At 61.8% G+C, this 21,255-nt stretch carries 22 protein-coding genes; 14 read left to right on the top strand and 8 right to left on the bottom strand.

Going from position 1 to position 21,255, the window contains the following annotated elements:
* Positions 1–151: 151 nt before the first annotated feature.
* Positions 152–1,471, top strand: a complete 1,320-nt coding sequence (locus ATY76_RS00835; RefSeq protein ID WP_088672893.1) for a UDP-glucose/GDP-mannose dehydrogenase family protein — start codon at positions 152–154, stop codon at positions 1,469–1,471.
* Between the two features lie 107 nt (positions 1,472–1,578).
* Here ATY76_RS00835 and ATY76_RS00830 read toward each other — a convergent pair whose 3' ends face one another.
* Positions 1,579–2,370, bottom strand: coding sequence for a metallophosphoesterase (locus ATY76_RS00830; protein WP_088672892.1), 792 nt, complete (start codon positions 2,368–2,370; stop codon positions 1,579–1,581).
* 311 nt (positions 2,371–2,681) lie between these two features.
* Between ATY76_RS00830 and ATY76_RS33550 the strand changes: the two genes are divergently transcribed.
* The gene (locus ATY76_RS33550; RefSeq protein WP_190233561.1) at positions 2,682–2,903 is read left to right on the top strand and encodes a hypothetical protein; all 222 of its coding nucleotides are present in this window, start codon (positions 2,682–2,684) and stop codon (positions 2,901–2,903) included.
* 86 nt (positions 2,904–2,989) lie between these two features.
* Entirely contained in the window at positions 2,990–3,223 is a 234-nt protein-coding gene (locus tag ATY76_RS00820; protein ID WP_088673718.1) for a KTSC domain-containing protein, read from the top strand.
* Positions 3,224–3,376: 153 nt separating this feature from the next.
* On the opposite strand, the gene ATY76_RS00815 is transcribed toward ATY76_RS00820, so the two are convergent.
* The 3 genes from ATY76_RS00815 to ung all read right to left on the bottom strand — a co-directional run bounded on the left by ATY76_RS00815 (position 3,377) and on the right by ung (position 5,762).
* Positions 3,377–3,982 carry an alpha/beta hydrolase gene (locus ATY76_RS00815; protein ID WP_088672891.1) on the bottom strand — a complete coding sequence of 202 codons (606 nt, stop codon included), beginning with the start codon at positions 3,980–3,982 and terminating at the stop codon, positions 3,377–3,379.
* Positions 3,983–3,992: 10 nt separating this feature from the next.
* Positions 3,993–4,925, bottom strand: a complete 933-nt coding sequence (locus ATY76_RS00810) for a VOC family protein (RefSeq protein WP_088672890.1) — start codon at positions 4,923–4,925, stop codon at positions 3,993–3,995.
* 135 nt (positions 4,926–5,060) lie between these two features.
* Complete coding sequence (ung, locus tag ATY76_RS00805) at positions 5,061–5,762, bottom strand: uracil-DNA glycosylase (RefSeq protein ID WP_088672889.1); 702 nt, start codon at positions 5,760–5,762, stop codon at positions 5,061–5,063.
* Positions 5,763–5,968: 206 nt separating this feature from the next.
* Here ung and ATY76_RS00800 point away from each other — a divergent pair, with 206 nt between their 5' ends.
* From ATY76_RS00800 to ATY76_RS00790, 3 genes are all read left to right on the top strand, one after another.
* Positions 5,969–7,393: a phosphomannomutase gene (locus ATY76_RS00800; protein ID WP_088672888.1), complete on the top strand. Its 1,425-nt coding sequence runs from the start codon at positions 5,969–5,971 to the stop codon at positions 7,391–7,393.
* A gap of 40 nt (positions 7,394–7,433) precedes the next feature.
* Entirely contained in the window at positions 7,434–8,861 is a 1,428-nt protein-coding gene (locus ATY76_RS00795; protein WP_088672887.1) for a mannose-1-phosphate guanylyltransferase/mannose-6-phosphate isomerase, read from the top strand.
* 134 nt (positions 8,862–8,995) lie between these two features.
* Complete coding sequence (locus tag ATY76_RS00790) at positions 8,996–9,301, top strand: hypothetical protein (RefSeq protein WP_088672886.1); 306 nt, start codon at positions 8,996–8,998, stop codon at positions 9,299–9,301.
* 151 nt (positions 9,302–9,452) lie between these two features.
* On the opposite strand, the gene ATY76_RS00785 is transcribed toward ATY76_RS00790, so the two are convergent.
* On the bottom strand, positions 9,453–10,379 hold the full coding sequence (locus ATY76_RS00785) for an endonuclease/exonuclease/phosphatase family protein (protein WP_088672885.1): 927 nt from the start codon (positions 10,377–10,379) through the stop codon (positions 9,453–9,455).
* Positions 10,380–10,596: 217 nt separating this feature from the next.
* Between ATY76_RS00785 and ATY76_RS00780 the strand changes: the two genes are divergently transcribed.
* Complete coding sequence (locus tag ATY76_RS00780; RefSeq protein ID WP_088672884.1) at positions 10,597–11,613, top strand: NAD-dependent epimerase; 1,017 nt, start codon at positions 10,597–10,599, stop codon at positions 11,611–11,613.
* Positions 11,614–11,625: 12 nt separating this feature from the next.
* Here ATY76_RS00780 and ATY76_RS00775 read toward each other — a convergent pair whose 3' ends face one another.
* Entirely contained in the window at positions 11,626–11,940 is a 315-nt protein-coding gene (locus ATY76_RS00775) for a hypothetical protein (protein WP_245309636.1), read from the bottom strand.
* 238 nt (positions 11,941–12,178) lie between these two features.
* On the bottom strand, positions 12,179–12,331 hold the full coding sequence (locus ATY76_RS33935; protein WP_176538952.1) for a hypothetical protein: 153 nt from the start codon (positions 12,329–12,331) through the stop codon (positions 12,179–12,181).
* A gap of 64 nt (positions 12,332–12,395) precedes the next feature.
* Here ATY76_RS33935 and ATY76_RS00770 point away from each other — a divergent pair, with 64 nt between their 5' ends.
* From ATY76_RS00770 to ATY76_RS00740, 7 genes are all read left to right on the top strand, one after another.
* Positions 12,396–13,760: a phospholipase D-like domain-containing protein gene (locus ATY76_RS00770; protein ID WP_245309635.1), complete on the top strand. Its 1,365-nt coding sequence runs from the start codon at positions 12,396–12,398 to the stop codon at positions 13,758–13,760.
* Between the two features lie 121 nt (positions 13,761–13,881).
* Entirely contained in the window at positions 13,882–14,586 is a 705-nt protein-coding gene (locus tag ATY76_RS00765) for a CerR family C-terminal domain-containing protein (RefSeq protein WP_088672882.1), read from the top strand.
* The gene (hlyD, locus tag ATY76_RS00760; RefSeq protein ID WP_088672881.1) at positions 14,583–15,596 is read left to right on the top strand and encodes a secretion protein HlyD; all 1,014 of its coding nucleotides are present in this window, start codon (positions 14,583–14,585) and stop codon (positions 15,594–15,596) included. Before ATY76_RS00765 ends, hlyD begins: the two co-directional genes overlap by 4 nt.
* Positions 15,593–17,338, top strand: coding sequence for an ATP-binding cassette domain-containing protein (locus ATY76_RS00755; protein WP_088672880.1), 1,746 nt, complete (start codon positions 15,593–15,595; stop codon positions 17,336–17,338). The genes hlyD and ATY76_RS00755 overlap by 4 nt, the downstream gene beginning before the upstream one ends.
* Entirely contained in the window at positions 17,335–18,462 is a 1,128-nt protein-coding gene (locus ATY76_RS00750) for an ABC transporter permease (protein ID WP_088672879.1), read from the top strand. The genes ATY76_RS00755 and ATY76_RS00750 overlap by 4 nt, the downstream gene beginning before the upstream one ends.
* Position 18,463: 1 nt before the next feature.
* Positions 18,464–19,576, top strand: coding sequence for an ABC transporter permease (locus tag ATY76_RS00745; protein ID WP_088672878.1), 1,113 nt, complete (start codon positions 18,464–18,466; stop codon positions 19,574–19,576).
* A 117-nt stretch (positions 19,577–19,693) separates the two neighbouring features.
* Positions 19,694–20,089 (top strand): DUF1236 domain-containing protein, encoded by a 396-nt coding sequence (locus ATY76_RS00740; protein ID WP_088672877.1) that lies wholly within the window; start codon positions 19,694–19,696, stop codon positions 20,087–20,089.
* Between the two features lie 118 nt (positions 20,090–20,207).
* Here ATY76_RS00740 and ATY76_RS00735 read toward each other — a convergent pair whose 3' ends face one another.
* Entirely contained in the window at positions 20,208–21,251 is a 1,044-nt protein-coding gene (locus tag ATY76_RS00735) for a Gfo/Idh/MocA family oxidoreductase (RefSeq protein WP_088672876.1), read from the bottom strand.
* Positions 21,252–21,255 lie beyond the last annotated feature (4 nt).

Genomic DNA, 21,255 nt, shown 5'->3' with positions numbered 1-21,255 from the left:
GGGCCGCCGGCAACGAGCAGTGGCACCCCGACTACGACTTCCGATATGGGTATCAAGCGATCTTCGATATTGTCTTTTGGCCCAGATTCAGTATGACGAGCGTCATGCTGCGACGCAGCATGACGTTCTACTCTAATGATTTGAGGGAAATATGCGCATCACGATGATTGGATCAGGCTATGTCGGCCTCGTTTCAGGCGTTTGCTTTGCGGATTTCGGCCACGACGTCATCTGCGTGGATAAGGATCTGAGTAAGATCGAAGCCCTTCGCGAAGGCCGCATTCCGATCTACGAGCCGGGTCTCGATCAACTCGTCGCCGAAAATACCAGCACTGGCCGGCTGTCCTTTTCCACGGACGTGGGCGAAAGCGTGCGTGGCGCCGACGTCGTCTTCATCGCGGTCGGCACGCCGTCCCGGCGCGGCGACGGCCATGCGGACCTGTCCTATGTCTACGCGGCTGCACGCGAGATTGCCACCTATGTCGAAGGCTTCACCGTCATCGTCACCAAGTCGACGGTTCCGGTCGGCACCGGCGACGAGGTTGAGCGCATCGTGCGGGAAACCAATCCTTCGGCCGATGTCGCCGTCGTCTCCAATCCCGAGTTCCTGCGCGAAGGCGCTGCGATCGAGGATTTCAAGCGTCCCGACCGTATCGTCGTCGGACTGAATGACGACCGCGCACGGGAAACCATGACCGAGGTCTATCGCCCGCTCTATCTGAACCAGGCTCCCCTTGTCTTCACGAGCCGCCGCACCTCCGAGCTCATCAAATATGCCGCCAACGCCTTCCTGGCGATGAAGATCACCTTCATCAACGAGATCGCCGATCTCTGCGAAAGGGTCGACGCCAACGTCCAGGACGTTTCGCGCGGCATCGGTCTCGACGGCCGTATCGGCTCCAAGTTCCTGCATGCCGGCCCGGGTTACGGCGGTTCGTGCTTCCCCAAGGACACGCTTGCCCTTGCCAAGACGGCGCAGGATTACGATGCACCGGTCCGTCTCATCGAGACGACGATCTCGATCAACGACAACCGCAAGCGCGCAATGGGCCGCAAGGTCATTTCGGCCGTCGGCGGGGACATTCGCGGCAAGAAGATCGCCATCCTCGGTCTGACCTTCAAGCCGAACACCGACGACATGCGCGACAGCCCAGCGATCGCCATCATCCAGACCCTGCAGGACAACGGCGCCCAGGTCGTCGGCTACGATCCTGAGGGCATGGAGAATGCCCGCAAGGTCATCGACAACATCGAATATGCGAACGGCCCTTACGAAGCCGCCGCCGGTGCCGATGCTATCGTCATCGTCACCGAATGGAACCAGTTCCGGGCGCTCGATTTCAACCGCCTGAAGCAGTCGATGCGCTCTCCGATCCTCGTCGATCTGCGCAATATCTACCGCAGCGACGAGATCCGCAAACACGGCTTTACCTATGCCGGTATCGGCACCAATCTCTATCATGACGCCTGATCGGCTTGGGCATATCTGAACGTTCTGACGCCGCGGGGCATAACCCGCGGCGTTTGCTTTTGAGCGGTCGGAGAAACGGAAATGCCTTCGCATTTCGTCACCTTCGTTCAAAGAAGGCCGACACGCGTTCCCTTGATCGTCAGCACCGTCAGGCGGCCCGTTGCCGACACCGCGGTGTCGATACCGATGCGCTGTGGCCCGAATGTCGGGGTTCGCGCCGGCGTATGCCCGTGAATCACCAGCACAGGAAGCTGCGGCCCCAGATCCAGGAAGGGCTGGCGGATCCACATGAGGTCGCTGTCCTTCTGCTTCTTGAGATCGATGCCCGGCTTGACGCCGGCATGAACGAAGACGACCCGTCCCATCCGCAGCATGATCGGCAGCGATTCCAGAAACTGAATATGCCGTTCGGGTATCATATTGTGAATGACGCGGGCGATTGCCTCGTTTCCGGCCGACGACTGCAGCAGATGCTCGATATCGATGCCGTATGAGTGCAGCGTCTCCGGTCCGGCAAAATTGAGCCATTCGATGATGCGCGCCGGCTTGCGATAGAGCTTCGCCAGTTCGGCATCATGATTGCCGCAAAGGACCAAACGCTGAAATCCCGCCGGCGGCCCCTTGCTCAGGAACTCCAGCACCGCGCTCGAATCCGGCCCCCGATCGACATAATCGCCGAGCATGACGATCAGTTTTGGTCCCGGTATGCGCGCGGCATCCTCTTCGATGCGACGATGCACTTCGACGAGTTCGTTGTAGCAGCCGTGAATATCGGTCATTGCGTAGACCGCAGCGAATTCCCCCTCGGCAAATGTCAGCCGAGCGCGTCCTTTGCGGTTACCGGCCAGTATCGGTATCTGTTCTCGCCACGGCCCTAGATAGTTAAACATGTAACCCATTTACGGGATCCGACCGAACATAAGGCTCGGGTGCGGTCCATTGCTGATTCATTTCGGCATGTGGTCAGTGTTCATAAAGAAGTTGACCTGATAGCGGCCTCGTCGAGGGAACCGGAACTGCTTCCACATTTAAAACGACGTCGTCCCTCGCCACTTGCTGCACCGCCTGCGTCAGACCGTCGCCGCCGAGCACGGCGGAGTCGGCACAACGGCAAACGATGATCGTCCATCCTTGTAGCTCCTGCCAGAAAGTGCAAGGTCCTCATGCAACCCGCCAATGACGGCGACACTGCTGTTACGAGAAACGGCCCATGTCTTCGACCATTCCGGAAAGGATTCGCGGTCAATATTGCGCTGTATTTTGGTATATGATGGTTAAACCGGCGTTAAGCCATACTGTTCGCCCGATCAGCATCTGTGCTTGCTACTCGGTCTCCGCACTGGAGAACTGCCGGCAAGCGGATTTCCACAGATCGATGTCTCCGAAAAAGCTGTATAAATCAACCATGGCGAGAGCGATTGGAAAAAAATGAACGTTTAAGCTTATCGTGCTTGACGCCCTTGCGGCGGCGCATGATGATGGCGCGTTGCGAACGTGAACGACGTTCTCGACTCAGTAATCTCAGATCCAAAAATCGCGGGGTGCAAAGTGGAAACTGCGGTTGATTCGAAACTTATCGAGGCGATTACCTACGACGAAGACAGCCGGCATCTACGGGTCTATCTGACAAATGGTCAGAGACGAGAATATGAAGGCGTTCCCAAGGGAGTCGTCGTTGGTTTGACGATGGCGGAATCTCCGGGGAATTTTTACATGAAGGCAATCCGGGGCAAATATCCTCCCCGCCCCTAGCCATCGGCCCGAAAATCGGAATCGGTTTTCGGAAAAGATGGATATCAATTAAAAAATCATTCTATCGGTCCATGACGACGGGATCATCGTTCCGGTAAAGATGCGGGGCCGGCGCCAGCCGGTCCCGCAAGTCGGCTTACAGCCGATCGGCCATCAATAGCCGCCGAGAAAATCGCGAACGGCATCGACTTCAAGCGGCGCGATCTCGTGGCCGCCGGGATGCCAGACCGTCCTGACCTCCGCCCCCCGGTCTTTCAGATGTTCAGACAGCGCCTCGGTCATCGGTACGGGCGCGATCGGATCCCGCTGCCCTGCCGTTATCAGCACCTTTCTTCCCGCAAGGGTCGACCGGGCCTCGGGCTGAAACGGAATAAGCGGATGCATCAGAACCGCGGCATCGAAAATGCCTTTCTCGATCAGCACATTGGCAAGGATATTCGCGCCGTTCGAAAAGCCGAGGCCGAGAATGGCGGAGGCGTGATACTCCTCCGCGAACGCCTTGACGTAAGCTGCCATCTTTTCCGTCGCGCGAGAAAGGTCGGCCATATCGTAGACCCCCTCCCCGGTCCGGCGGAAGAATCGCGCCGCGCCATATTCGGAAACATCGCCGCGCGGCGAGAGGATCGTCGCGTCAGGCAGCAGGCGCTGGCCGAAGTCGAAGAACTGGTTCTCATCGCCGCCGGTGCCGTGCAGAACGACCAGAATGGGATTATCGGGCGCACCGGCGTGTAGCCGGTGCACATATACTGTTTCGGTCATATCCTTCTCCTTAACCTTCGAGCGGCTGCAGATGCTGCTCGAGCAGATTGCGAAGATGGGCGTGCTGCTGCGGCAGCTTCAGCGCTTCGCCGAGATGCGCCGTATCCTCGTCGCGATTGAAGCCAGGTTCATTCGTCGCGACCTCGAACAGCACACCGCCCGGCGTGCGGAAATAGATCGCCCAGAAATAATCGCGGTCGATCACCGGCGTCACCTGATAGCCCGTATCCATCAGCGCCTTGCGCACTTCGAGCTGCTTTTCGCGGTTCTCGACGGCGAAAGCGACATGGTGGACGGAGCCGGCGCCGGGAAGCGCCCGGGCGATGTTCGGCATCGTTTCGAGATCGATGAGATGCGCGCCGTTGCCATCGGGCTTGATCAGCCGTTTGACGCCATCCCTTTCCTCGGCCACCTCATAACCCATGAACTTCAGCAGTTCGGCTGTCGCGCCTTCGTCTCTCAACCGCAGGGCGACGGAGTGGAAGCCACGAATGGCATGGTCCTCGCTGATGCCGCCATGCGTCCAGGGCTGGCGGGCGTCATCCTTGACCTCGACGAGCGCAAAGCCGTCGCCATCCGGGCCGGAGAAGTTCAGGCGCTTTTCGCCGAAGCTTTCCTCGGCCTTCAGGCCGCCGAGACCGAGCGTGGCAAAGCGGTCGCTCCAGAAGCCGAGCGAGCCCTGCGGAACGGAAAACACCGTGGTGCCGACCTCGCCGGTGCCCGGACGGCCCTGCGCCATCTTCGGAAACGGAAAATAGGTCATGATCGTGCCGGGCGCACCGGTCTCGTCACCATAGTAGAGGTGATAGACATCAGGCGCATCAAAGTTCACGGTCTTCTTAACGCGGCGCAGGCCGAGCGCATGGGTGAAAAATTGGTTGTTGGTGCGGGCGTCCTCCGCCATCGACGTGACGTGGTGTAGACCCTTGATCTGATCGAGCATGTGAGACCCCTTTCTTGCCCGCCTCTCGCGGGCTTTCGATGGATCATAAATGCGCGCCCCGAGGCCCTGCGGATAGAGCCGCAGACCAAAACGCATTGTCTTCTTTTAGTGAACGAAGATCAGACTACGTTCACTTCATGCACCATGCGGATCGGCCGGCAACTGCCAGTCGATCGGCTCGCGTCCGCGCGATTGCAGAAAGGCATTCGCCTTCGAAAAATGCTTGCAGCCGAAAAAGCCATTATGGGCCGAAAGCGGCGAGGGATGCGGCGCCTTGAGCACCAGATGCCGCGCCGTATCGACAAAGGCGGCCTTGCGCTGGGCATAGGAACCCCAGAGCATGAAGACGACGGCTTCGCATTCGTCGTTGACCTTGCGGATGACGGCGTCGGTGAAGCGCTCCCACCCTTTGCCCTGATGGGCGGCCGCCTGACCCTCCTCGACGGTCAGCACGCTGTTCAGCAGCAGCACGCCCTGCCTTGCCCAATGTTCGAGAAAGCCGTGGCGCGCCGGCGATATGCCGAGATCCGCCTGCATCTCCTTGTAAATATTGACGAGCGAAGGCGGTATGCGCACGCCCGGCCGGACGCTGAAACACAGGCCATGCGCCTGCCCGAGCCCGTGATAGGGGTCCTGGCCGAGAATCACCACCTTGACCTTCGCGACCGGGGTCAGGTCGAGGGCGCGGAAATATTCGCTGCCCCTGGGGAAAATCCGCTTGCCGACCTCTTTCTGCGCGATGAGGAAGGATTTGAGCTGCTGCATGTAGGGGCTGGAAAACTCCCCGGCCAGCGCGGCCTTCCAGCTCTCTTCGAGACTGACGGATGTATCGCTCATCAGGAAACCTTCAGCAGATGACAAAACAAGTGACATAAGGTTCTAGCAAAATAGCCTGATGTCGCAATGCCTGCCGGCAGGGCAGACTTGCCATAGCCCGCCCGGAACGTTTCGCCCGTACTTAACTATATGCCCGCTTTCGGTATTTACGCCGACAGTCGGCCTGAGTAGAACCTTTATGGTGACAATCGGAGCCATGTGTTCATATGAAATTCGGCACGAGCGGCCTTCGCGGACTTTCAGTCGATCTCAAGGGACGCGCTTCCGCCCTTTACGCCACCGCGTTCGGCAAATATCTGCTGCAGACAGGCAAGGCGCAAAACGGCGATGTCGTTCTGCTCGGCCGCGATTTTCGTGATTCCAGCCCCGACATCTCTTCGAATTGTGCCGGCGCGCTGACAGCGCTCGGCTTCCAGGTCTTCGACTGCGGCAATGTGCCGACGCCTGCCCTTGCTCTCTATGGCCTCGAAAGCGGGGCCGCGTGCCTGATGATAACAGGCTCGCATATCCCGGCCGATCGCAACGGCATCAAATTCTACCGCCCTGACGGCGAGATCGATAAATCCGACGAGGCAGCGATTACCGCGCTGGCGGCTGAGATCGACGCAAGCGGCGAAGCGGTGGTCGAGGCGCCGGGCGCAACGGAAGATCGTGAGGCGGTCTGCCGCCAGCTCTTTTTCGAACGCAATGCATCCCTGCTTCCGGCAGGCGCGCTGTCGGGATTGAAGATCGGCGTCTACCAGCACAGCACCGTCGCCCGCGATCTCCTTGTCGACGTCCTCGCCCATTGCGGCGCCGAGGTCACCGCTCTCGGCCGTTCGGAAAGCTTCATTCCCGTCGATACGGAAGCCGTGTCCGACGAGACGATCGCGCTGATGAAGCGCTGGGCGACCGATCACAAGTTCGATGCGATCGTCTCGACCGACGGCGACGGCGACCGCCCGCTGGTCGCCGACGAAACGGGCACACCGCTGCGCGGCGACCTTCTCGGTCTGGTGGCTGCCGGTTTCCTGGGCGCCGGCACCGTGGTGACACCCGTTACCTCCAATTCCGGCATCGAAGCCGCCGGTTCTTTCGCCGTCACACGCACCCGCGTCGGCTCGCCTTTCGTCATATCGGGGATGGAAGGGGCCGTTGCTGCCGGGCGGGACCACGTCATGGGCTTCGAGGCAAATGGCGGGCTGCTGACGGCAACCCCCTTCGACATCAACGGCAAAACCGTGCGCGCCTTGCCGACACGCGATTGCTTCATCCCGATGCTGGCGATCCTGTCGCTCGCCGCCATTCGCAGGCAGCCGCTTTCCGCCATTGCCGCCTCCTACCGCCTGCCCTTTGCCGCGGCCGACCGTCTGGAGAATTTCCCGGTGGAGACCAGTGCGGCGCTGATGGCGCATCTGCGCGCCTCGGACGAAAATCTTTCCGCCTTCCTGCAGCCGATCGGCGCGGTTGCGGCGAAATCCGATATCGATGGACTTCGGGTCACACTTGGGGATGGCAGGATCATCCATTTTCGCCCCTCCGGCAATGCGCCGGAAATGCGCTGCTATGTGGAAGCCGAGAGCGAAGGCGCGGCTCTTCACCTTTTGGATGCAGGGCTCAATCGAATAAGGGACTGGGCAAATGCCCGGTAAGCATGCGACGAAAAAGTCGTCTAGTTCAAGGAAACCGCCTATGACGCAGAAAATCGTTCCCGTGATCATGGCCGGTGGCAAGGGCACGCGGCTCTGGCCGCTTTCCCGTGCCACCGCCCCGAAGCAGTTCATCCAGTTCGTCGGCGACAAGACGCTGTTTCAGGCAACCCTCGAACGTGTGTCCAATCCAGCGCTCTATGAAGCGCCGATCGTCGTTACCAACGAAGAATTCCGCTTCCTGGTCGCCGAGCAGGCGCGTGCGCTTGCCATCCCGCTCGCCGCCGTGCTGCTCGAACCGGTCGCCCGCAACACCGCCGCAGCGGTGGCGGCAGCCGCAACGCTGGCCAGCGAGCTTTTCGGCAAGGACACCATCATCCAGATGCTCGCCTCGGATCACGAGATCCTTGCCGACGACAGCTATTTCGATTGCATCCGCATCGCCCGCGATGCCGCCGCCGACGGCAAGCTCGTCACCTTCGGCATCAACCCGACCGAGCCGGCGACCGGTTACGGCTATATCGAGATCGGCGAGGCGCTCGGAAATGGCGCCCACAAGGTCAGCCGCTTCGTTGAGAAGCCGGCTTTGGAAAAGGCCGAGCAGATGATCGCCGATGGCGGCTTCTATTGGAACTCCGGCATCTTCATGTTCCCGGTGACGGAGCTCATCGCCGAACTGGAGGAATATGCGCCTGACGTGCTGAAGGCGGCAAGCAAGGCTGTCTCCAAGGCAAGCCGCGACCTCGACTTCACCCGCCTCGATGCCGACCATTTCGCCAAGAGTCCCGATATATCGATCGACTACGCGATCATGGAAAAGACCGCCAAGGCGGCCGTCGTCCCCTCGCCCTTCAGGTGGTCGGACATGGGAAGCTGGGATGCCGTCTGGAAGTCCGGCGCCCGCGACGACAACGGCAACGTCGCCGCTGCCAATACGACCGTTGTCAATACCCGCAACTCGCTCGTCATGACGCATGGCGTGCACCTTGCCGTCCAGGGGATGGAAGATGTCGCCGTCATCGCCAGCGAGGACGCCGTCTATGTCGGCCCCCTCAAAGACAGCCAGAATGTCGGGCAATTGGTGAAGATGCTGGCCAACACCTCCGCCACGGCCAAACTCACCGAAACCCATCCGACGTCCTATCGTCCATGGGGCGGCTACACCTCGATCTTCAACGGCGACCGCTTCCAGGTGAAGCGCATCTTCGTCACGCCGGGCAAGAAGCTTTCGCTGCAGAAGCATCACCATCGCTCCGAACACTGGGTCGTCGTCAAGGGAACGGCGGAGGTGACGGTCGGCGAGACCGTGCGGATGCTGCGCGAAAACGAAAGCGTCTATATTCCGCTCGGCGAAGTCCACCGCCTGGCCAATCCCGGCAAGATCGTCCTCGAACTCATCGAGGTCCAGACGGGCTCCTATCTCGGCGAGGATGACATCATCCGCATCGTCGACGAATTCGGAAGAACGTAAAACAGACGGCCGCAATGGCCGGCGGGCCGAGATCATCCGCCGGCCATTGCGGCATGACTGCCATCCCTGTTGAATTCCCTGCGGGGATTCTCGTAGAATGAATGCGCCGACAGACCTGACAGGAGATGTCCATAATGCGTAGCCTGCCCGCCCTCGCCGGTTTGCTTTCATTCGTGCTGCCTGCAATGGCCGTTGCCCAGACGGCGAATATGCGAGCCGCAAGCGAAGCGGAAATTCGCCAACACCTGCCCGGCACGTCGGAGCTGAAAGAAGCCAAGAACGGCTACGAATATCGTGAGGGCAGCAAGAACGGCTACAAGATCAGCAATGGCCAGGTGTGCGTCCGGTTTCCCGACAAATCGACCGATTGCGTCAGCGTGAAGACCGATGGGAAGAAATTTCAGATGATCGACCGAAAGGGCGGCCGAGCCAGATTCTGATTTCGGGCCGGTTATCGCAGCGGTTAAGGTTGGCCGTCCTAGAACAGGATGATTTTAGGCCCGTTCGGCCTAGGATCTGAATCCTGTTCTAAATTAAAGAGTTAGAGCATGATGTCGCCCGAAAACCGTCTACACTTTTCGGCATCATGCTCTAGTCGAGAACGAACTCGGCGATCAGGCCTGAATGGTTCGAGCCGAGATTGTCGTCGAGGCGTTTCAGCGATGTCAGATGCAGCGGCGCCCGCGCGAAGATGTGGTCGATGGCGATGCCGAACCGGCCGGCGGCGATCGGCCATGTCGCCGGTTCGGGCGCCACGGTCTTCAGCCTCTGTTTGCGCAGGAAAGCCTGAATGCCGGGGGCAATCGACGACGAATTGAAATCGCCCGACAGAACCAGCGGACCTGAGATCGCGCCGAGCGCCTTGCCGAGATCTCCCAATTCTTCCGCCTGGTAATCGTCGAAATAGGGCTTGCTCAGGTGCGCCGAGACGAGATTGACGGTTTGCCCGCCGAACTCGACGCCCGCGACGACCAGCCTGTCTTTCCTGAGGCTGCCGATGCTCGCGACCTGCCGCGTGACGAGGGGGCGCTTGGACAAGAGCAGCGTATCGCAGCTGTCTTTGCCGTGGTCGCAGCCGATATGGTAGGGATAGACCTTGTAAAGTCGCTGCAGATGAAACGTCAGCGGCTTGGCTTCCATCAGATTGACGACATCGGCATTCGAGGCGATCACCATATCGGCAATGGCGGTGGAATTTTTCCAGTTGTCGATCGCGACATTGAACGACATCAGACGGAAAAGCGGCGCCCCCGCCCCTCTGTCTTGCTCGCCGAATTCGCGCAGCATGACGACGCCATGCGTGGTGAGAACAAGCGAAGCGAGCAGAAGCACGAAGCCGTAGGCGTGCCGCCTGACCGCCAGGATCACCAGGCTGGCGACGACGAATAGGACGCCGAGATGGATCTGGAAACTGTAGATGAAGGACAGCAGCCAGAAGTTCGTGACATAGCGCAGGGACACGAGCGCTATGGCCAGGGTGAGAAATGCCGAGAGAATCCAATAAACTATGTTTCTCATCGATCCCTGGTTCCGATCGCAGACGACCAGCCGGCCATAACACGCCAATCCATATGGTGCAACGCAGCATAATTTGGACAAACGGCGGCAGCGGCGGCGCTCAAGGCTTATCTGTCAAAGCCCTATCGACTCGCCCCGTTTTTATCTTGTAAGTGGGGGCCACTTTTATACGGAATCGGCTTTTTTGCCGTCGGCAGGGAGCCGAGAAAAGGTGGGAATGCGCTACTTCATTACGGGCACTGCCGGCTTCATCGGTTTTCATCTGGCCAGGCGCCTGCTGCAGGAAGGGCACGAGGTGACGGGCTTCGATGGCCTGACACCCTATTACAATGTCAAGCTCAAGGAGATGCGCCATGCCGCCCTCTCCCAGTTTCCCGCTTTCACACCCGTCATATCAATGCTCGAGGATCGCAAGGCGCTCGAGGCGGCGGTCGTCGCGGCCAAGCCCGATATCCTGATCCACCTCGCCGCGCAGGCCGGCGTGCGCTACAGCCTGGAAAATCCCGAGGCCTATATTCATTCGAATGTCGAAGGCTCGTGGAACATCATGGAAATCGCGCGGCGCGTCGAAATCCGCCACCTGATGCTCGCCTCGACCTCGTCGATCTACGGCGCCAATGCGACCGTGCCTTTCCACGAAACCGACCGCGCCGACGAGCCGCTGACCATCTATGCGGCGACGAAGAAATCGATGGAGCTGATGGCACACAGCTATGCGCACCTCCACAAGATTCCGACCACGGCCTTCCGCTTCTTCACCGTTTACGGTCCCTGGGGCCGGCCCGACATGGCGCTGTTCAAATTCGCCAAGAACATGCTCGAGGGGCAGCCGATCGAGATCTACGGCGAAGGCAATATGAGCCGTGACTTCACCTATATCGACGATCTCGTCGAAGCGATCGTCCGGCTGTCGGCCATTGCCCCGAGCGAGGAAAATCGTTTGGCCGATGCCAGCATCGAGACGCTCTCGCGCCAGGCACCCTTCCGCGTCGTCAATATCGGCGGCGGCCAGCCGGTCAGCCTGATGGATTTCGTCGAAACGGTGGAAAAGGCGCTCGGCCGCCCTGCCATCCGCAAGATGCTGGCCATGCAGAAGGGCGACGTGCCGCGCACCTTCGCCGCTCCCGATCTGCTCGTCGCGCTGACCGGCTACAAGCCGGGCACGACACTCGACGTCGGCGTCAAAGCCTTCGTCGAATGGTATCTCGACGTTCGCCGCGAACTGGGTGCCTAACGTTTCCGCGCTTCAGCGCAGAAACGCGATCGCTTCCACGGCACCAACCGTCTTCGAAAACACATAGTCGATGGCAAAGGTCAGACTCTGCGAATAGGCCTTGAGCTGATAGCCCTCGCCTTCGACGGCAGCCGGGCTGCGCAGAACGAAGGGAACCCCGGGCCGGACGAAACCCACACGTGTCGTCAGCGGAACCTCGGGCGAATGGCCGATGGCGGAAGTGTACATCAGGTCTTGGGCAAGACCGGCGGGCCCGATGGCGAAGGCCGGACCGGCAGCTGCTGTGATGCTCAAGGTCAAGGCGATGGCGGCAAGAGTTTTCTGCATGTCGAAGTCCCCGTTTTCGGATCGCCGGGCTTTCGTTTCGCCCTGATCCAAGCGGTCGACGCGTCTGTCCACGCTTCGGCCGCCTTCATGGGAACACTCTACACACCAGTATTTGCAGGGCTTTTAAGCAGATCGGTCAAATTTTACGATATTTGATTTTCTGTCCGGAAGGCCATCGAGATGCGTGACGAAACCAGCCAAACCGCGGCTGGAAGCGATGCCGGACGCGGATCGCAGCTTAGAGGATGCGATCCAGCCTCTTGTTGATATGCAGGTTCGGCATCAGGCCGGCGCTCTGCGCGGCATGATAGGATTCTCGCGCCGCATCGAACGAGATCGACCACATGATGGCGCTGAGCAGAAGCGCGATAATATAGATTTGGATACGCATCACATTGGCGATACGGAAGGAGCAAGGCAGTTTTGTGTCAAAAAATGAGCGTATAACGAGAAAAATGGCAGGCTTTCCGTTCCGCAGCTACCGGCACGATCCGGAATTGGTGAGAAGGCTGACGGCGCTCGTCGAGGCGGGCAAGGCGCATGTCATCCTCTCCACTTCGGGATCGACCGATCTCAACAAGAAGGGCGATGCACCGCCGAGAAAACCGGTCGTCTGGGATACGGGCAACAATAAATCCCGCGCCGGCCTTCATGCCGCCGCCCCGGCGGCCGATCGCGTGCAGGATCGACTCTTCAACAACAACAGCCACATCGGTCACAATAAATTCGCCGTCTATGTCGAAGGCGGTGTCGCCCGCACCGTCATGACCGGCAGCACCAACTGGACCGAAACCGGGCTCTGCACCCAGTCGAACAACGTCATCCTGATCGACGACAAGAAGGTCGCGGCACGGTCCCTTGCCTATTGGAAGCTCCTGCGGGATGATCCGCAGCCCGCAGGCGTGCCCTTGACCGTCACCAAACACGGCGAAACCGCCGTGGGATTTGCACCGAGCAAGGGGGTGCAGGGCACGGCGCTGCGCCAGGACAATGCCGAACCGGTCACGCCGATAAAGCTGGCGGACGGCAAGACCACCGTCGAAATCCTGTTTTCATCCAATACCAAGGCGCCGACCAAAAACAAGACATCGCCGACGCCCGTCGATCTGAGCCGCGTCTATTCGCTGATGGAACATGCCGACGACGCGATCCTCTTCCTCACCTTCTATCCGGGAGTGCGCGGCGAACAGAACGTCATCGGCCAGGCGGCGGAGGCTGCCGCCAAGCGGCCGGATCTGCTCGTTCAGGGTGCGATCAGCAATCCGGCGGCGCTGCCGCCGGCAAAACCCGGCGAGCCGACGACCTATACCAGGCCGGATGGCACGGTCCGGGATCTGCCGCAGCGGGCGATCTGGTGGCCGGGTGGCGATGCCGGCCGCGTCGTGATGGTGCGGGCAGCGGCGATCTCCGCCCAGTTCGGCGATCTCAGGCCCGAATTGCTGAGCGCCGGCCATGCGGTCATCCATGACAAGATCGTCGTCATCGATCCGCTCCATCCCGACAATTGCACCGTCATAACAGGCAGCCACAATCTCGGATACAAGGCCTCCTACCAGAACGACGAGAACCTGCTGGTCATCCGCGGCAACCAGTCGCTCGCCATCGCCTACGCGATCCATATTCTCGATATCTACGATCACTACGTCCTGCGTGCCAAGCTGCAGGAGGAGCTCCGCCAGTCGCTGATTGCCACGGGCCGGCCGCCGAAAGCGGATACCGGCGGCGGCTTCCTCAACACCAAGGCGAGCTGGCAGGGCAAGTGGTTCGCCCTGCCAAGGCGCCGTCGAGCCGGAATTATTTCCTCGGCCTTTGAAGGATAACGTCGACGATTGGAAAGGGCACCCCGTCGGTGGGGTGCCCTTTTTCGCATTCACGAATGCATGCGCTTCCATAATATATCATTCGATTGACTGATTTCAATGTTGGTGTTATAAATCCGTCATGACCCAGAACAACGACACCCAAAACCCACCCGCCTCCGCCCGCGCCGAGATCGCGCGCCAGAAGATGCTGACGGCCGCGCTCGACGTTTTCGGGCGCTACGGTTTCGACGGCGCCTCGACCCGTCAGCTGACCGAAGCCGCCGGCGTCAACCTGCAGGCAATCCCCTATTATTTCGGCAGTAAGGAAGGCCTCTACATCGCCACCGCCGAATATCTGATGATGCGGATCGACGCCCATGTCAGCGGCATGCGGGCGCGCATCGGCGCGCATCTGATGGCGCTCGACGCAGCCGGCGAACCGCTCGGCGAGGCCGAGGCGCGCGCTTTCCTCACCGAAGTCCTCCAGACCATGGTGACGCTCTTCGTCGCAAAGGAATCCGAGCCCTGGGCCCGCTTTCTGATCCGCGAGCAGATGGAGCCGACCGAAGCCTTCAGGCGGGTCTATCAGGGCATTATGCGGCCGATGATCGAGATGGGCCGCCGGCTCGTCGGCGCCATTCTGCGCGAGGATCCGGCATCCGAACATGTGCGCCTGCGCACCTTCAATCTCGTCGGCAGCATCCTCATCTTCCGCTTCGCCCATGCCTCCGTGCTCGCCCAGATGGAATGGGAGACCTTCGGCCCCGAGCAGGTGGAAATCCTGCGGCGCCTGGCGGCCGAACTGGCCGAAGTCATCGGCCAGCCGAAAGGCGGTGCGGCATGAAACGCATCCTTCCCCTCGCCATCCTTCTTCTCGCCGCCGGCGGGGCCGCCGCATGGTGGTACGGCCTGCCCGAGAAGCTCGGCTGGCTGCCCGAAGCCCGCCGCGAATTCGTCCTTTACGGCAATGTCGATATCCGCCAGGTCTCGCTCGGTTTTCGCGTCAGCGGCCGCCTCTCCGAACTCCGCGTCGACGAGGGCGATGTCGTCAAGAGGGACGCGGTCCTGGCGAAGCTCGACGCCACCCCCTATGAATTCGCCGTCCGCTCCGGCGAGGCCAATGCCGCGGCCCTTCGCGCAACGCTCGATAAGCTGAAGGCCGGCCCACGGCCGACCGAGATCGCCCAGGCGCGTGCCGCCTATGACGAGAGCCTCGCCGATCTCGAAAATGCCAACCTCGCCTATGAGCGTGCCCGCCAGCTGCGCCCGCAGGGCACGATCTCCGAGGCGAGCCTCGATCAGGCGACCGCCGCAAAGGCGATGGCCACCGCCCGCTCGCAGTCCGCCAGCGAAGCGCTGAAGCTGCTCGAGGAGGGCTCGCGCGTCGAGGATATCGCCGCAGCCGACGCCCAGCTGAAGGCCGCCGAGGCGACGCTCGCCTCGGCCCGCACCTCGCTCGCCGACACGGAGCTGCGCGCGCCGAACGATGGCATCATCCTCTCGCGGGTGCGCGAGAACGGCGCGATCGTCTCGCCGGCCGATACCGTCTTCGTGCTGTCCCTGACCGAGCCTGTCTGGGTGCGCAGCTATGTCGCCGAGCCCGATCTCGGCCGCATCCATCCCGGCATGAAGGTATCGGTCGCCTCCGATACGGCGCCGGACAAGCCCTATGAAGGCACGATCGGCTTCATCTCGCCGGTCGCCGAATTCACCCCGAAATCGGTGGAGACGCCGGAACTCCGGACCGATCTCGTCTATCGCCTGAGGATCGTCATCGACAGGCCCGGCCCGGATCTGCGCCAGGGCATGCCGGTCACGGTGCGGCTTTCCCAGCCTCCGGCAGGCGGACAATGACCGCCGCCGAGACAAGTTGGGACGACAGACCGCTCGTCCGGATCGACGGCGTCACCAAGCGCTTCGCCGACGCGCCGCCGGCCCTCGACGCCGTCTCCGGCGTGATCGGCGGCGGCGCGATCACCGGCCTCGTCGGCCCCGACGGCGCCGGCAAGACGACGCTGATCCGCCTGATGACCGGACTGATGCTGCCCGATGCGGGGACCGTGGAGATTCTCGGCTTCGATACGCGAAAGAACGCCGCCGGCATCCAGGCGGCGATCGGCTACATGCCGCAGCGCTTCGGTCTCTATGAGGATCTCTCGGTATTGGAAAACCTCAATCTTTACGCCGATCTGCGCGGCCTGCCGAAAAGCGAACGCGCCGGCGCCTTCGATGAGCTGCTCTCCTTCACCGACCTCAAGCGCTTCACCGGCCGGCTCGCCGGTAAGCTTTCCGGCGGCATGAAGCAGAAGCTCGGCCTTGCCTGCGCGCTTCTGAAAAAGCCGCGCCTGTTGCTGCTCGACGAGCCGGGCGTCGGCGTCGACCCGATCTCGCGCCGCGATCTCTGGAAGATGGTCGAGAACCTGACGAAGGAGGGCATCGGCGTGCTCTGGTCGACCGCTTATCTCGATGAGGCGGAAGCCTGCGACCATGTGCTGCTCTTGAACCAGGGAAAGCTGCTCTTCTCGGGAAAACCGATGGAGCTGACCGAACGCGTCGGCGACCGGGTCTTCAGGGTCTCCGGTGTCACGGGACGCCGCCGGCAGGTGCTTGCCGAGCTGCTGCAGGCCGATGGCGTCATCGACGGCGTGATCCAGGGCGAGGCGATCCGTCTCGTGGCGGCCAAGGACAAGACGCCCGATATCGGCCAGGCCGGCGACGGCGCATCGCTTGCCCCTGCCCCGCCCCGCTTCGAGGATGCCTTCGTCGACATGCTGGGCGGCGGTCCCGGCGGCCGTTCCAGACTGGCGGAGGCGCAGGAACCGTTGAAGGCCGAGGGCGACCGGCCGGTCATCGAAGCCAAGGGCCTGACCAAACGCTTCGGCGATTTCACCGCCGCCGACGACATCAGCTTCGATATCCGCCGCGGCGAGATCTTCGGCCTGCTCGGCCCGAACGGCGCCGGCAAGTCCACCACCTTCAAGATGCTCTGCGGCCTCTTGAAGCCGACCGGCGGCGAAGGCCGTGTCGCCGGTTTCGATCTTCGCCGCGATGCCGCCGAAGCCCGCAACCAGCTCGGCTACATGGCGCAGAAATTCTCGCTTTACGGCGATCTGAGCGTCATGCAGAACCTCGAATTCTTCGCCGGCGTCTATGGCCTTCGCGGCCAGCGCCGGCGCGAACGCATCCAACTGATGGCCGATATCTTCGATTTCGGCCGCCATGCCCGCGAAGCCGCCAAGGATCTGCCGCTCGGCCTCAAGCAGCGCCTGGCGCTCGCCTGCGCCGTCATGCACCAGCCGCGCGCCCTCTTCCTCGACGAGCCGACCTCCGGCGTCGATCCGATCACCCGACGCGAATTCTGGACCCATATCAATGCGCTCGTCGAAAAAGGCGTCACCGTCCTCGTCACCACCCATTTCATGGACGAGGCCGAATATTGCGACCGCATCTCACTCATCTATCGCGGCCGCTCGATCGCGCTCGGCTCGCCCGACGAGTTGAAGGCCCGCGTCGCGACCAAGGATGAGCCGGACCCGACCATGGAGGATGCCTTCATCGCGCTGGTGCAGCAATCGGAAGCGGAGGATGCGGCATGAGCGCCTCCTCCGGCCGGCTTCGCCGCCTTTTTGCCCTGGTGCGCAAGGAAAGCTTCCAGGCGGTGCGCGATCCGAGCAGCATTCTCATCGCCTTCGTGCTGCCGCTGATCCTGCTCTTTCTCTTCGGCTATGGCGTCTCGCTCGATACCAGCCGCACCCGCATCGGGCTGGCGACCGAGGAGATGACGCCGCTGACGCAGGATCTGGCGGCCGGTTTCCAGGCCTCGCGCTATTTCGATGTGGTGATCGGCCGCGACCGGCGCCTGTTCGAGGAGGATCTCGTGCTCGGCAAGGTGCGCGGCATCGTCGTCATCCCCGCCGATTTCACCACGCGCTACACCGCCGGCAACCATCCCTCCATCCAGGTGATCGTCGATGGCTCCGACCCGAACACCGCCAATTTCGTCCAGAATTATGCGCAGGGCGCCGTTGCCAACTGGGAGGAGCAGCGCCAGGCGGACGTCGCCTCCCGCAGTCCCGCCATTTCGGTCGAGCAGCGCTTCTGGTTCAATCCGGAGCTCACCAGCCGCAATTTCCTCGTGCCGGGCTCGATCGCCATCGTCATGACGCTGGTCGGCACGCTTTTGACCTCGCTCGTTGTTGCCCGCGAATGGGAGCGCGGCACGATGGAGGCGATGATGGCGACGCCGGTGACGGCGGTGGAACTGCTCGCCGGCAAGATCCTGCCCTATTTCCTGCTCGGCCTTACCTCGATGACGCTCTGCGTGCTGCTGGCGGTCTTTCTCTTCGGCGTGCCGTTTCGCGGCTCGGTCGCGGCCCTCTACGCGCTTTCGGCCGCCTTCCTGATCCCGGCCCTCGGCCAGGGCCTGCTGATCTCGACGGCGACCAAGAACCAGTTCCTCGCCTCGCAACTGGCGCTGATCACTGCCTTCCTGCCGGCCTTCCTGCTGTCGGGCTTCCTGTTCGAGATCAACTCGATGCCGCAGATCATCCAGTGGATCACCTTCATCGTGCCGGCACGCTACCTCATCCCCAGCCTGCAGACCGTGTTCCTCGCCGGCGACATCTGGCCGATGTTCGCAAAGGCGATCTCCGTCATGCTGACGATCGGCACCGTGATGTTCATGCTGGCGGCGCGCAGCACCAGAAAGAGGATCGGCTGAGATGGGATGGACAAGGCTTTACGCCCTCATCGTCAAGGAATTGCTCGCCGTGCTGCGCGACCCCAAGGGCCGCGCCATCCTGATCGGCCCGCCGATCGTCCAGCTCCTCGTCTTTTCCTATGCCGCCACGCTCGAAGTGCGCAATGTCGACGTCATGATCCTCAACCGCGACAGCGGCCACTGGGGCCAGGAACTGATCGAGCGCATCGACGGTTCGCCAACCTTTCGCAACATCGAATTCGCCGCCGATCAGGGCCAAGTCCGCGTGGCGATCGACAACCAGACGGTAATCGCCGCCGTCGAGGTCGGCCCAGATTTTTCGCGCAGCATCGAAGCGGGAACACCTGCCGATCTGCAGGTCGTGCTCGATGGCCGCCGCTCCAATGCCTCGCAGATCGTCGCGGGCTACCTCTCGCAGATCGGCGCGGCCCTTGCCGCCGAGACGCCGGCAGGCAAGCGCGCCGGCAGCGAGATGGTCTCGACGGTGCCCCGCAACTGGTTCAACCCGAACCTCACCTTCCAATGGTTCATGGTGCCGAACCTGATCGCCAGCATCGCGCTTCTGATCGGCCTGATCGTCACGGCCCTGTCGATCGCCCGCGAGCGCGAGCTCGGCACCTTCGACCAGCTGATGGTCTCGCCGCTGCGCATGCACGAGATCCTGATCGGCAAGCTGATCCCGCCGATGATGATCGGCCTCTTCCACATCACCGTCTATATCATCGCCGCCGTCTTCCTCTTCGAGGTGCCGCTGCGCGGTTCGCTCTTCCTGCTTTACGGCAGCGCGATCTTCTATCTCGGTTCGGTCGCCGGCCTCGGCCTGTTCATCTCGGCGCTGTCGATGACGCAGCAGCAGGCGATCCTCGGCGCCTTCCTGTTCATGGTCCCGGCCATGCTGCTGTCGGGCTTTGCGACGCCGATCGAAAACATGCCCGGCTGGCTGCAGCCGATAACCTTCATCAACCCGCTGCGCTATTTCCTGGTGATCGTCAAAGGTGTTTTCTTGAAGGACATCCCTTTGAGCGAGGTGGTGAACCAGACGATCCCGCTGGCGCTGATCGCCGCCGTCACCCTCAGCGCCGCCGCTTGGCTCTTCCGCCGACGTCTGGAATGAGGCGATTCAAGCTGCCTCACAGAATGTAAACCGGGCTTCCAAAGCGTGAATCTCCTGCCGGAACATCGGCCAGGCGGCGTCGTTACCCAGACGCAACCCCAGCAAAGGAGAAGCAAAATGTACAAGATTCTACTTGTCTCCGGCGCCCTTGCGCTTTCGTCTTTCGCCACCAACGCGCTTGCTGATGGCGCTGTCACCGGTGCGGCCGGCGGCGCCATCACCGGCGCAATCGTCGGTGGCCCTGTAGGTGCTGCCATCGGCGGCGTCGCCGGCGGTGTCGCCGGTGCCGTGGTCGATCCGCCGCCGCGCGAGGTCGTCACCTATGTCGAGCAGCAGCCCGCCCCGACCTCCCGCGTGGTCGTCGAACAGCCGATCATCGTCGGCAAGCCGCTTCCGGCCGATGTCGTCGTGACGCCGGTGCCCGATAACCCGAAATATGCTTACACCGTCATCAACGATCGCCGTGTGATCGTCGAACCCCGCACGCATCGCGTCGTGCAGGTGATCGAATAATCAAAAATGTCGAGACCGCCTGCTGCGGCTCGGCTACCTCAGGCCCCGCTTCGGCGGGGCCCTTTTTCATCCGGCTGCACCAACGGCCGGCCGTTGGCGTCACGGTTCGAACCGCTGATCAGACCTTCAGCTCGCGCCGCTCGCGCTCCGTCACCATGGCAAGGTCGAGCACCTTCTGCAGGTTAGCGGCGTGGCGGAAGTTCGGGTCGGGCTGAATGCCGCTTGCGACCGCTTCGGCGAAACGCTGGTAGTTGGTCGGCACCGGCGCCACCTCGATCTCCTTCCAGGTGGCGGTCTCGGCATCCTCGCCGAGGCAGCCGCGCAGCTCGGAGCCGGCCGGCCGGTGGATGACCTCGAGGCTGCCCTTTTCGCCGTAGATGCGCAGCTTCAACTCGTTCAGATGCCCGGTCGCCCAGCGGCTGGCATGGATGACGCCGAGCGCGCCGTTGGCGAAATCGACCGCCATGGTGAAGCTGTCATTGGCATCAAGCATATATTCGCCGATCTGGCCGCCAGGCGCCTTGTTGAAGGTCTTCAGCCGCGCAAAGACATTGTCGATGTCGGTGGCGGCGCCATAGGCGGCGAAATCGAGGATATGGATGCCGACGTCGCCGAGCACGCCGTTCGAGCCGTGGCCGGTGGAAAGCCGCCACAGCCAGGTCGATTCCGTGCGCCAGTCGCCCCAGGCGCGCGAGACGAGCCAGCTCTGGAGATAGGAGGCCTCGACATGCTTGATCGTGCCGAGCTCGCCCGATAGCACCATCTCACGGGCGCGCTGCAAGGGCGCGACATTGCGATAGGTGAGGTTCACCATGTTGATGACGCCGGCCTTTTCGGCTGCCTCGGTCATCTCCAGCGCCTTCGGATAGTTTTCCGCCAGCGGCTTCTCGCAAAGCACATGTTTGCCGGCGGCAATCAGCGCCAGCGTCGTCGGGTGATGGATGCGGTCGGGCGTGATGTTCGTCGCCGCATCGAATTCACCCCAGGCGATCGCCTCATCAAGCGAAAGAAATCGCTTTTCGATGCCGAACTTGTCGGCGAAGGCGGAAAGCCGGTCGGGATCGGTATCGACGGCGCCGACCACGGTCACGCCGTCGATTTTGCTGAAGTGGGTGAGCTGGTTTTTCGCCATCACGCCCGTGCCAAGAACGAGTAGTCGCATGGAT

The sequence above is a fragment of the Rhizobium sp. R339 genome, from assembly GCF_002211395.1.
Classification (GTDB): Bacteria; Pseudomonadota; Alphaproteobacteria; order Rhizobiales; family Rhizobiaceae; genus Rhizobium.
The sequence above is the reverse complement of the archived record's forward strand: the minus strand, read 5'-3'. Positions and strand labels throughout refer to the sequence as shown.